The sequence below is a fragment of the Cronobacter universalis NCTC 9529 genome (assembly GCF_001277175.1).
In the GTDB taxonomy this organism is placed as follows: domain Bacteria; phylum Pseudomonadota; class Gammaproteobacteria; order Enterobacterales; family Enterobacteriaceae; genus Cronobacter; species Cronobacter universalis.
The window spans coordinates 1295686-1307661 of record NZ_CP012257.1; the positions used below are offsets into that span (position 1 = coordinate 1295686).

At 55.3% G+C, this 11976-nt stretch carries 8 protein-coding genes; 5 read left to right on the forward strand and 3 right to left on the reverse strand.

What is annotated here, in order from left to right; all coding sequences use genetic code 11:
• Positions 1–3: 3 nt before the first annotated feature.
• Complete coding sequence (gene nagA, locus AFK65_RS05925; protein ID WP_007706740.1) at positions 4–1152, reverse strand: N-acetylglucosamine-6-phosphate deacetylase; 1149 nt, start codon at positions 1150–1152, stop codon at positions 4–6.
• Between the two features lie 21 nt (positions 1153–1173).
• Entirely contained in the window at positions 1174–1974 is an 801-nt protein-coding gene (gene nagB, locus AFK65_RS05930; protein ID WP_007706747.1) for a glucosamine-6-phosphate deaminase, read from the reverse strand.
• A gap of 316 nt (positions 1975–2290) precedes the next feature.
• On the opposite strand from nagB, the gene nagE reads away from it, so the two are divergent.
• The 5 genes from nagE (at position 2291) to AFK65_RS05955 (ending at position 11177) form a co-directional block, all read left to right on the forward strand.
• Complete coding sequence (gene nagE, locus AFK65_RS05935; protein ID WP_007706749.1) at positions 2291–4315, forward strand: N-acetylglucosamine-specific PTS transporter subunit IIBC; 2025 nt, start codon at positions 2291–2293, stop codon at positions 4313–4315.
• 128 nt (positions 4316–4443) lie between these two features.
• Complete coding sequence (locus tag AFK65_RS05940) at positions 4444–4860, forward strand: membrane lipoprotein lipid attachment site-containing protein (RefSeq protein ID WP_007706752.1); 417 nt, start codon at positions 4444–4446, stop codon at positions 4858–4860.
• A gap of 106 nt (positions 4861–4966) precedes the next feature.
• Positions 4967–6634, forward strand: a complete 1668-nt coding sequence (gene glnS / locus AFK65_RS05945; protein ID WP_007706755.1) for a glutamine--tRNA ligase — start codon at positions 4967–4969, stop codon at positions 6632–6634.
• A gap of 442 nt (positions 6635–7076) precedes the next feature.
• A complete protein-coding gene (chiP, locus tag AFK65_RS05950) occupies positions 7077–8471 on the forward strand; it encodes a chitoporin ChiP (protein WP_038857713.1) in 1395 nt (464 codons plus the stop codon).
• A gap of 54 nt (positions 8472–8525) precedes the next feature.
• Positions 8526–11177, forward strand: a complete 2652-nt coding sequence (locus AFK65_RS05955) for a beta-N-acetylhexosaminidase (protein WP_038857711.1) — start codon at positions 8526–8528, stop codon at positions 11175–11177.
• A gap of 57 nt (positions 11178–11234) precedes the next feature.
• On the opposite strand, the gene AFK65_RS05960 is transcribed toward AFK65_RS05955, so the two are convergent.
• Positions 11235–11846, reverse strand: coding sequence for a helix-turn-helix domain-containing protein (locus AFK65_RS05960; RefSeq protein ID WP_007706763.1), 612 nt, complete (start codon positions 11844–11846; stop codon positions 11235–11237).
• Between the last annotated feature and the right edge of the window lie 130 nt (positions 11847–11976).

The following is an 11976-nucleotide window of genomic DNA, read 5'->3' on the forward strand; positions in this document are numbered from 1 at the left end:
TATTTACTCAGTAACGACCTCGTTACCATTAACGATGGTCTTGATGATTTTATAATCGCGGGTAAAGGCGGTAAGGTTCGCCACTTTGCCCGCTTCAATGCTGCCAAGCCGGTGCGCCACGGCCATGGCGCGGGCCGGATAAAGCGTCGCCATACGCAGCGCTTCGTCCAGCGCGATATTGACATGCTCCACCAGGTTGCGCACGCCTTCTATCATGGTCAGCGCCGAGCCACTCAGGGTGCCGTTTTCATCCACGCACAGGCCGTTACGGTAGTATATTGTTTTACCGGCAAAAATGAACTCATCAATATTGGCACCCGCGGGCGCCGTCGCGTCCGTCACCAGACACAGCTTGTCGCCTTTGACTTTTTTCGCCAGACGCACATTAGCGAAATCGACATGCAGGCCGTCGGCGATAATGCCGCACCAGACATCCGGCTCGTCAAAGATAGCGCCCGTCAGCCCCGGCTCGCGGCCGGTGATATAAGGCATAGCGTTGAACAGATGCGTGGCGAAGCGAATACCGGCGCGGAAGCCTTTTTTCGCTTCTTTGAGCGTCGCGTTAGAGTGCCCGGCGGAAACCACAATACCCGCAGCGGTTAACTTTTCGATAACCTCAGGCGCAACGCGTTCCGGCGCGAGGGTGATTTTGGTAATCACATCGGCGTTTTCGCACAGGAAATCGACCAGCGCTGCGTCCGGCTGGCGAACGTAATCCGGGTTATGCGTGCCTTTTTTAACGATATTCAGCCACGGGCCTTCAAGGTGCAGGCCCAGCGCCTGGTTCTGGTGACGCGCCAGGTATTCGCGCATCACGCGCACGCCCTGTTTCATCAGCGCGTCGCTACAGGTAATGAGGGTAGGCAAATAGCTGGTGCAGCCCGATTTCTCGTTGGCTTTTTGCATGATTTCCAGCGTTTCAATCGATACCGCTTCAGCGGTGTCATTGAACTGCACGCCGCCGCAGCCGTTGAGCTGCACGTCGATAAAACCGGGGGCGATAATGGCGCCGCCCATATCGCGCTGCTCGATACCTGCCGGCAGTTCAGCCAGCGGGCAGAGGCGCTCAATCAGGCCATCGGCGATGATAATCGCGTGGTCATCCAGAATGTCGTGGCCGGTGTAAATCCGGCCGTGGGTTAATGCGTACATAATGCCCCCGGTAACCAGTCCTTAAAGATCTTTGATATTTTCAGCTTCGAGCTCGGTGAAGTATTTCAGCGTCTTCACTTTCAGTTCCATCGTGGAAGGCTCATCGCACACGATAACCGCTTTCGGGTGCAACTGTAGACAGCTGATTGTCCACATATGGTTAACGTTGCCTTCAACCGCCGCCTGCAGCGCCTGCGCCTTAACGTGGCCCAGCACCAGAATCATCACTTCCTGCGCGTCCAGCAGCGTGCCGACACCCACGGTGAGCGCGTATTTTGGCACCTGATTCACATCGCCGCCAAAGAAACGCGAATTCGCCACACGGGTGTCGTGCGTCAGGGTTTTGATACGCGTGCGTGAGGCCAGAGAAGAGGCGGGCTCGTTGAAGGCGATATGACCGTCGTTGCCGACGCCGCCCATAAACAGATGAATTTTGCCGTAAGCGCGAATTTTTTCTTCATAGCGGCGGCATTCTGCGTCAATATCCGGCGCGTTGCCATCCAGCAGGTTGATATTTTCTTCGGGAATATCAACGTGCTCGAAGAAATTGCGATACATGAAGCTGTGGTAGCTTTCGGGATGATCTTTCGGCAGGCCAACATATTCATCCATGTTAAACGTCACGACATGTTTGAAACTGACCTGGCCTGCTTTATGCATCTCAATCAGCGCCTTGTAGGCTTCAAGCGGCGTACCGCCGGTCGGAAGACCCAGAACGAAAGGGCGGTCGGCGGTGGGGTTGAAATCGTTAATGCGCTTAACAATATGGCGGGCGGCCCATTTGCCCACCTGCTGCGGCGTAGCCAGCGGAATCAGTCTCATTGTTCACCTCGGAAGTTAGAAACAGGAGCGGATTAAACGACTCACAGTGTAAGGGTATACCCGTTCGCTGAAAGCGGGAGCAATCCGTCTCGATTTTTTGAATGATAAAATAAGTTTTCGAGGTAAGCCAGAGCGAAGGGCGTTGAATAACGATATTTGGTGATAAAAATCACAGAAAAGACGCGTTTAATTTGCGAGGCGAATTAATTTTGCAGACACTCTGGATTGATGCAAAGTGTCGCCGCGTTTCAGGGTTAGTAGCACAATAAAAACACTGCTTAGCTGGAGCCTCATCGGGGTCTCATAGGGGGAAAAAGTGAGTATTTTAGGTTATTTACAACGAGTAGGCAGGGCGCTGATGGTGCCTGTGGCTACGCTGCCTGCGGCAGCCATTCTGATGGGGGTCGGTTACTGGCTTGACCCGACCGGCTGGGGCGGCAGCAACGCGCTGGCGGCCTTCTTCATTCAGTCCGGCTCCGCGATTATCGACAACATGGGCGTGCTGTTTGCGGTCGGCGTCGCGTATGGTATGTCAAAAGATAAAGACGGCGCTGCGGCGCTGGCGGGGTTTGTCGGCTTCCTGGTGCTGACGACGCTCTGCTCGCCAGCGGCTGTCGCCATGATCATGAAGATCCCGGCCGATCAGGTGCCTGCCGCCTTCGGCAAAATTAAAAACCAGTTCGTGGGCATTATGGTGGGGATTATTGCCGCCGAACTGTACAACCGCTTTAGCGCCGTTGAGCTGCCGAAAGCGCTGTCCTTCTTCAGCGGCCGCCGTCTGGTTCCGATTCTGACGTCCTTCGTGATGATTGTTGTCGCGTTCATCATGATGTACATCTGGCCGGTGGTGTTTGGCGGTCTCGTCGATTTTGGCGAGCAGATCCAGAAGCTCGGTTCGGTCGGTGCGGGCGTTTACGCGTTCTTTAACCGTCTGCTGATCCCGGTGGGTCTGCATCACGCCCTGAACTCCGTGTTCTGGTTCGACGTGGCGGGCATTAACGATATCCCGAATTTCCTGGGCGGCGCGCAGTCTATCGAATCCGGTAAAGCCGTGGTCGGTATCACTGGTCGTTATCAGGCGGGCTTTTTCCCAATCATGATGTTCGGCCTGCCGGGCGCGGCGCTGGCGATTTACCACTGCGCGCGTCCGGAAAATAAAGCCAAAGTGCTGGGTATTATGATGGCGGGCGCTTTCGCCGCATTCTTTACCGGCATTACCGAGCCGCTGGAATTCTCCTTTATGTTCGTGGCGCCGGTGCTGTATGTCATTCACGCGGTACTGACGGGCATCTCCGTATTTATCGCGGCGACAATGCACTGGATTGCCGGCTTCGGCTTCAGCGCCGGGCTGGTGGATATGGTGCTGTCGTCCCGTAACCCGCTGGCGACGCACTGGTACATGCTGATCCCGCAGGGTCTGGTTTTCTTCGTCATCTATTACGCGGTGTTCCGCTTTACCATCACCAAATTCAACCTGATGACGCCGGGCCGTGAGCTGGCCGTCGCAGGCAGCGAAGCAGACGGTGTGGACGTCAACGTGAGCGACGAGAAAGACCTGGATGCGGCTGGCCTTGCGCGTCAGTACATCGCGGCGGTGGGGGGGTCCGATAACCTGACCGGTATCGATGCCTGCATCACGCGTCTGCGTCTGAACGTGAAAGATTCCGCGCGGGTGGATGAAGCGATGGCTAAGCGCCTTGGCGCGACGGGCGTGATTCGCCTTAACAAAACCAGCGTGCAAATCATTGTCGGCTTCGTGGCGGAAAAAATTGCGAACGCGATGAAAACCACCGGTCATGTCGATGCCTCCGCGCCAAAAGCGCAAACCGCCGCTCCCGTAGCACCGGCCGTGAAGCCGCAGGCGGTGGCGAATGCAAAAACCATCGCCGCGCTGGTCTCGCCGGTGACGGGGGAAGTGGTCGCGCTCGACGCGGTGCCGGATGAAGCGTTCGCCAGCAAAGCGGTCGGCGATGGCGTCGCCATCAAGCCCACCGATAAACTGGTGGTCGCGCCGGCGGCCGGGACTATCGTGAAAATCTTCAACACCAACCATGCGTTCTGCCTGGAAACTGAAAACGGCGCAGAAATTGTGGTGCACATGGGGATTGATACCGTTGCGCTGAACGGCCAGGGCTTTAAACGCCTGGTGGAAGAGGGCGCGCAGGTGACGGCAGGCCAGCCGGTGCTGGAGCTTGATCTGGATTATCTGAACGCTAATGCGCGTTCGATGATTAGCCCGGTCGTATGCAGCAACATCGACGACTTCGGCGGGCTGGTTATCCAGGCGCAGGGCGCGGTGGTGGCAGGCCAGAGCGCGCTGTATGAAATTAAAGGCAAATAATCGCTTCTGAGTCGTTATGCCTGAACGGCGGGGGAAACTCCCGCCGTTTTTTTTCGCCTTTTTTTGGGGCTGGCGCGCACCACTTAACGCCATGTAGGGTAGCGGACACTGAGATTAAGGAGAATCACATGCGTCAGATTATTGTCATCCTCTTCGCTGCCGTGCTGTTAAGCGGCTGCATTCCTCGCTACGCCACCCACCGGCCTGCGCTCGATATGGATATTCAAAACGAGCAGGGCGAGCCCATTCCCCACGCCACGCTCTGGCTGCAAACGCACCGCATGCCGCCGGGTTATTACCCGCCGCCGGAAAAATTCACGGCGGATGACAACGGCCATGTTTCCGTCTCGCGCGTTTCGGAGTGGGAAAACATGATTTTCTTTCTCCACGGTACGATGATCTATTCCTGGAGCTGGTGCGTTGAGGCGCCGGGCTACCTGCCGCGTGAAGGGAATGTGGAGTCGTTAAGGTCGCCCGTTAAATTACTTAAAGCCAGAACGCCCGAGCGTTGCCGGCTGGCGGAGTACGCAGAGACCAGGCAATAACCGACGGCGCGCGACGGCGGGATTTTCTGTAACTAAAGGTTGTTTCCCGTCTCTGCTTATAAGATCATACGCCGTTAAACGATGTTGACGCTTTGAGGAATATGCGATGAGTGAGGCTGAAGCCCGCCCGACTAACTTTATTCGCCAGATTATCGATGAAGATCTGGCGTCTGGAAAACACACCACGATTTGCACCCGTTTTCCGCCGGAGCCGAATGGCTATCTGCACATCGGCCACGCGAAATCGATCTGCCTGAACTTCGGTATCGCGCAGGATTACCAGGGCCAGTGCAACCTCCGCTTTGACGATACCAACCCGGTGAAAGAAGATCTGGAATTTGTTGAGTCGATTAAAAATGACGTGCAATGGCTGGGTTTCCACTGGTCTGGCGACGTGCGCTACTCCTCTGACTATTTCGATCAGCTTTATAACTACGCCGTTGAGCTCATCAATAAAGGCCTGGCCTACGTTGACGAGCTGTCGCCGGAGCAGATCCGCGAATACCGCGGCACGCTGACCGCGCCTGGCAAAAACAGCCCGTTCCGCGATCGCAGCGTGGAAGAAAACCTGGCGCTGTTTGAGAAAATGCGTGCCGGTGGGTTTGAAGAGGGCAAAGCGTGCCTGCGCGCCAAAATCGATATGGCGTCGCCGTTTATCGTGATGCGTGACCCGGTGCTGTACCGCATTAAATTCGCCGAACATCACCAGACGGGCAACAAATGGTGCATCTACCCGATGTACGACTTCACCCACTGCATCTCCGATGCGCTGGAAGGGATCACCCATTCGCTCTGTACGCTGGAGTTCCAGGACAACCGTCGTCTGTATGACTGGGTGCTGGATAACATCACCATTCCGGTTCACCCGCGCCAGTACGAATTCTCGCGCCTGAATCTGGAATATACGGTGATGTCCAAGCGTAAGCTGAACCTGCTGGTCACCGATAAGCACGTCGAAGGCTGGGATGACCCGCGTATGCCGACGATTTCCGGCCTGCGCCGTCGCGGTTATACCGCCGGATCCATCCGCGAATTCTGCAAACGTATCGGCGTGACCAAACAGGATAACACCGTGGAAATGGCCGCGCTGGAAGCGTGCATTCGCGAAGATCTCAACGAGAACGCGCCGCGCGCCATGGCGGTTATCGATCCGGTGAAACTGGTTATCGAAAACTACCCGCAGGGCCACAGCGAAATAGTGTCGATGCCTAACCATCCGAACAAACCGGAAATGGGCAACCGCGACGTGCCGTTCAGCGGCGAAATCTGGATCGATCGCGCGGATTTCCGTGAAGAAGCGAACAAGCAGTACAAGCGTCTGGTGCTGGGCAAAGAAGTGCGCCTGCGCAACGCGTATGTGATCAAAGCAGAGCGCGTGGAGAAAGACGAGGCGGGTGAAATCACCACCATCTACTGCTCCTATGATGCCGACACGCTGAGTAAAGATCCCGCCGATGGCCGCAAGGTCAAAGGCGTTATCCACTGGGTCAGCGCGGCGCATGCGCTGCCGGTTGAGATCCGTCTCTATGACCGTCTGTTCAGCGTGCCGAACCCGGGCGCAGCGGAAGATTTCCTCGCGACCATCAACAAAGAATCGCTGGTCATTAAGCAGGGTTATGCTGAGCCGGGCCTGAAAAATGCTGAAGCAGGCAAAGCCTGGCAGTTTGAGCGTGAAGGTTATTTTTGCCTCGACAGCCGCCATGCAAACGGTGACAAACTGGTGTTCAACCGCACCGTGGGACTGCGCGATACCTGGGCTAAAACCGGCGAATAATACTTTGCCTGTAACAAGACGCCGCCGCTGTGCGGCGTTTTTTTATCTTTTTATTCAAACAGTTAATCGTGACATAATATTCGCGACGCGAATTAATTCATGGGATCATAATAAATCCCGCACCCGCCATAAAAACCTTTCTCGATATTTTTATCTGCATTTTCTCATGAAATCGCTTTCATTTTATCAATCGGTCTAAATAAGTGCGCTTTTGTAGTATTAAAAACCTGTCTCATGAAAATGTTACAAAATGAAAATTATTTTGTGCACTGCGTCATAAAGCCACGAAAATTCAGGGGATTAAGATTGATAATTCGCGCCGCGAAAAATAGTCTTGAGGGGCTGTTTCGGGGGTTCTCCTTCGACACGTTTACTTTTTGAGTTTTCATTTTTTCAGGCGCTACTGGCGCCGCGAATTTTTTACGTCAAAGAGGAATTTCACATGCGTTCGTTGAGATACAAACGTAGCGGCGTCGCGCTGGCTGTCGCCAGCGTCACCGCGCTGGGCTGCTTATGCAGCCCGCCCGCTCACGCCGCGGGGTTTATAGATGACTCCACGTTAACCGGCGGCATCTATTACTGGCAGCGCGAGCGCGACCGTAAAGATGTCGCGGAAGATAAATACAAAACTAACCTGTCGCATTCCACCTGGAACGCAAACCTCGATTTCCAGTCAGGGTTTGCCGCCGATATGTTCGGGCTTGACCTCGCCGCGTTCACGGCCATCGAAATGGCGGAAAACGGCGACAGCGGACACCCCAATGAAATCGCGTTCTCTTCCAGCAATAAAGCCTACGACGAAGACTGGTCCGGCGATAAAAGCGGTATCAGCCTCTATAAAGCAGCCGGTAAATTTAAATATGGCCCGCTCTGGGCCCGGGCTGGCTGGCTGCAGCCTACCGGCCAGACACTGCTGGCGCCGCACTGGAGCTTTATGCCCGGCACCTATCAGGGCGCGGAAGCGGGCGCGAATTTTGACTACGGCGAGGCGGGCGCGTTGAGCTTTTCGTACATGTGGACCAACGAATATAAATCGCCGTGGCATCTGGAGATGGACAAGTTTTACCAGAACGACAGAACCACCCGCGTGGATTATCTCCACTCCATCGGCGCGAAATACGATTTTAAAAACTCGCTGGTGCTCGAAGCGGCTTTTGGTCAGGCGGAAGGTTATATCGATCAATACTTTGCGAAAGCGAGCTACAACTTTTCCCTTGCGGGTAGCGCGCTCTCTACCAGTTATCAATTTTACGGCGCGCGCGATAAAGCCAGTAACGGCAGTATCAATGATATCTACGACGGCACCGCCTGGCTTCAGGCGCTGACGTTTGGCTATAAAATAGGCCAGGTCGATCTGCGTCTGGAAGGCACCTGGGTGAGCGCCGAAGGGCAGCAGGGCTATTTTCTGCAGCGCATGACGCCCACTTACGCCTCTTCCAACGGGCGGCTGGATATCTGGTGGGATAACCGCTCCGATTTTAACGCCGATGACGAAAAAGCCGTGTTCTTCGGCGCGATGTATGATCTCAAAAACTGGAACCTGCCTGGTTTTGCGCTCGGCGCGTCATACGTTTACGCCTGGGATGCGAAACCCTCCACACTCCCGACCACCGATGGCTACTACGATCCCAACTATCGCCTGAAAGAGTCCGCTTACAGTCTGGATGCGGTTTACACCCTGCAGGACGGCCGCGCCAAAGGCACGATGTTCAAACTGCATTTCACCCAGTACGACAACCATTCCGACATCCCGAGCTACGGCGGCGGTTACGGCAACATCTTCCAGGATGAACGCGACGTGAAATTTATCGTCACGGCGCCGTTCACGATTTTCTGATTGCGCAGGGGCGCGCAGGCGCCTTCCATCAAGGGCAGTGAAAAGGACACGATGATGAAAAAATTACAGGTCAGTCTGTTAGCGGGTGCGGTGATGGGGCTTTTCAGCGGAGCCAACGCACAGGCGTCAACGGCAGAGAGCATCAGCCAGTTTGGGCTTAATTACACGATTACCGACAACCAGGCCGCGCAACTCGGCACAGATTGCGCGGCGCTCGGCGCCGACTGGGCGTCATGCAATAAAGCGGTTATCACGCTCACCAATCCAGGCGATGCGGTGACGGACAAAAACTGGACTATCTGGTTTCACAGTATTCGCCAGATCCTGAAAGTCGATAACGATCAGTTTAAAGTGACTCATGTGATGGGCGATCTCCACAAGCTTGAGCCGACGGATAAGTTCACCGGCTTCCCCGCGAAAGCTTCGGTGGAAATCCCGATTATCAATGAATACTGGCAACTGTTTATTACCGACGTGCTGCCGCGCTGGTATGTCACGGCGGACGACGGCGCGCCTAAGGTTATCGCCAGTACCGATACCGAAACGCTGACCGACTTTGTCAGCCCGCTGAAAGATCAGTGGAAACGCACGCCTGACGATAAAAATATCCTGATGACCGCCGAAGCGCGGTTTGACAAAAACAGCGATGTTAAAACGCTGAACGCAGAGCGGCTGCGCGGGCAGATCGTGCCCACGCCGCGGCACGTCAAGGTTCACGGGCAAAATGTTTCTCTCGATAAAGGCGTCCAGCTCGATCTCTCCGCGCTGGATAAGCCTGCCCAGGAGGCGATTACCGCCCGTTTCGCGCTGCTCGGCGTGAAAACCGACGCGGGGTATCCGGTGCGTACGGGCATCGACAGCAAGGCGTTTACCGGCAAAGAGGCGGTCTCCGGCGCGTATCAGCTGCATATCGGGCCACAAGAGACGACGATTACCGGCTATGACCGCGCCGGCGTTTTTTATGGTCTGCAATCGCTGCTCTCGCTGATCCCGGATGAGGGCGCGAAGCAAATCGCCACACTTGAAGCCAGCGACGCGCCGCGTTTTGACTATCGCGGCATTCAACTCGATGTGGGACGCAACTTTCACACCAAAGCCGCTGTGCTACGCCTGCTTGACCAGATGGCGGCCTATAAGCTCAATAAATTCCATTTCCATCTGAGCGATGACGAAGGCTGGCGTATCGAGATTCCGGGCTTGCCGGAGCTCACTGAAGTGGGCGCGAAGCGCTGTCACGATCTCAGCGAAAAAACCTGCCTGCTGCCGCAGCTCGGCTCCGGGCCCGATACGAATAACAACGGCAGCGGGTATTTCACCCGCGCGGATTATATTAAGATTGTGAAATATGCCGCCGCGCGCCAGATAGAGGTGATTCCGGAAATCGACATGCCCGCGCACGCCCGCGCGGCGACGATCGCGATGGAAGCGCGTTACGACAGGCTGCAAAAAGCCGGTAAAACCGAAGAGGCGAATCAGTATCGTCTGCTCGATCCTAACGATACGTCGGTCACCACCGGCGTGCAGTACTACAACCGCACCGGCTACCTCAACCCGTGCCTCGACTCGTCGCGCCGCTTCGTGGATAAAGTAATTGGCGAGATCCAGCAGATGCACAAAGAGGCCGGGCAGCCGCTCACTACCTGGCATTTCGGCGGCGATGAGGCGAAAAATATCTACCTCGGGGCGGGTTATACGGACAAAGCGAAACCAGAGGCCGGGAAGGGAATTATCGATCAGCGCCGTCAGGACAAGCCCTGGGCGCGCTCGCCGGTGTGTCAGAAGATGGTGCAGGACGGCGTGGTGGCTGATGTCGAGCATCTCTCCAGCTACTTTGGCGCGGAAGTGAGCAAGCTTGTCAAAGCCCACGGCATCGACACCATGCAGGCGTGGCAGGACGGGCTTAAGGACGCGAAAGACGCCAGCGCGTTCGCGACCCCGCATGTTAACGTCAACTTCTGGGACTCGCTCTACTGGGGTGGTTTCGATACGGCGAACGACTGGGCAAATAAAGGTTTCCGCGTGGTGGTCTCTAACCCGGATTATGTTTATCTCGATTTCCCGAACGAAGTAAACCCGGCGGAGAGCGGTTACTACTGGGGTACGCGATTCAGCGACGAGCGCAAGATTTTCAGCTTCGCGCCGGATAACCTGCCGCAAAACGCCGAGACCTCCGTCGATCGCGACGGCAATCCGTTCAGCGCCAAATCCGACAAGCCGTGGCCGGGCGCGTATGGCCTCTCGGCGCAGCTCTGGAGCGAAGTCGTGCGCACCGATAAACAAATGGAGTACATGATGTACCCGCGTCTGCTGGCCGTTGCGGAGCGCGCCTGGCATCGCGCCGCCTGGGAGCAGGATTATCAGGCAGGACGCGAATATAAAGGCGGCGAAACGCATCAGGTGGATGTGAAAGCGCTGCATGAGGACTGGACGCGCTTTGCGAACCTGGCGGGCAGCCGCGAACTGCCGAAGCTTGAAAAAGCGGGCGTGCAGTTCCGTTTACCGGTGCCCGGCGCGCGCGTTAGCGAGGGCGTGTTGCAGATGAACAGCAGCCTGCCTGGCGTTGCGATGGAGTATTCCACCGACGATGGCGCGCGCTGGCTGCGTTATGACGCCGCGAAGCCGCCACGCGTCACAGGCGCGGTGCAGGTGCGCAGCGTCAGCAGCGACGGTAAGCGCTACAGCCGTGTGGATAGCGTACAGCCATAACGCAGCGTAATTAAAAAGCCAGCCTCCGGGCTGGCTTTTTCGTGAGGGACGCAAGGCTTACAGCGCGTCAGGCAGATGGTAAACCGCGACCAGCTTGCCTTTGCTTATCTCAATATTCTTCGCGCTGCGCAGTTGAGAAAGGGTTTTCATCACCATGCTACGGGAAAGATTAGTTTTTTTAACAATATAATCCGCCACGTTAATGCGGTTGCGCATGAACTCATCCATCGCCGCCAGGCAATCAATATTGGCTTTAATCATACTGAAGCTGTTTCTGCCGATCATAATTTCTTCGCGATAGCAAAGCGTATTAATAATCCATGAAGACAAAATAAGCAGATGTAACTGACAGTGATTTTTCTCAATTTCCTGCATGAAATAATCAAAAGGAATTAACTGATAATGACATTCAGAATCAGCCTGTAATTTTGCGAATTGGGATTTACCTAAATTCCTGGCGAGACCAAGGACGGAGGGCGCGCTGCTTTTTTCCAGAAGCAGCCGGTCGCTCTGGCGCATCAGAGAGAACTGACCGCCGCGAATGATGCAGATCTCCCCGTCCCGCAGGGGGATGAGCGTATTTTTTTCCGCACGAGACCAGCTACCATAGCTATTGAAAATATCCGCGATACGGTAAATCTCAGCAAGCGGTTTAGGGGGTAAGACCATATGGGTTACCTTATATAAAATAAAATTAAATCGTTGCTGTATCTTAATGGATGGATTTTTATTGCTGCAATAAGGCGCAGGAGAGATAAAAGAACAAACAGGGATAATCTGATGCCTAAGCGATTGAGCG

What these genes read in the sequence shown, in the direction of transcription:
- nagA (WP_007706740.1), bottom strand. Translation starts at nt 1,152, where the DNA reads ATGTACGCATTAACCCACGGCCGGATTTACACCGGCCACGACATTCTG.
- nagB (WP_007706747.1), bottom strand. Translation starts at nt 1,974, where the DNA reads ATGAGACTGATTCCGCTGGCTACGCCGCAGCAGGTGGGCAAATGGGCC.
- AFK65_RS05940 (WP_007706752.1), top strand. Translation starts at nt 4,444, where the DNA reads ATGCGTCAGATTATTGTCATCCTCTTCGCTGCCGTGCTGTTAAGCGGC.
- glnS (WP_007706755.1), top strand. Translation starts at nt 4,967, where the DNA reads ATGAGTGAGGCTGAAGCCCGCCCGACTAACTTTATTCGCCAGATTATC.
- chiP (WP_038857713.1), top strand. Translation starts at nt 7,077, where the DNA reads ATGCGTTCGTTGAGATACAAACGTAGCGGCGTCGCGCTGGCTGTCGCC.
- AFK65_RS05955 (WP_038857711.1), top strand. Translation starts at nt 8,526, where the DNA reads ATGAAAAAATTACAGGTCAGTCTGTTAGCGGGTGCGGTGATGGGGCTT.
- AFK65_RS05960 (WP_007706763.1), bottom strand. Translation starts at nt 11,846, where the DNA reads ATGGTCTTACCCCCTAAACCGCTTGCTGAGATTTACCGTATCGCGGAT.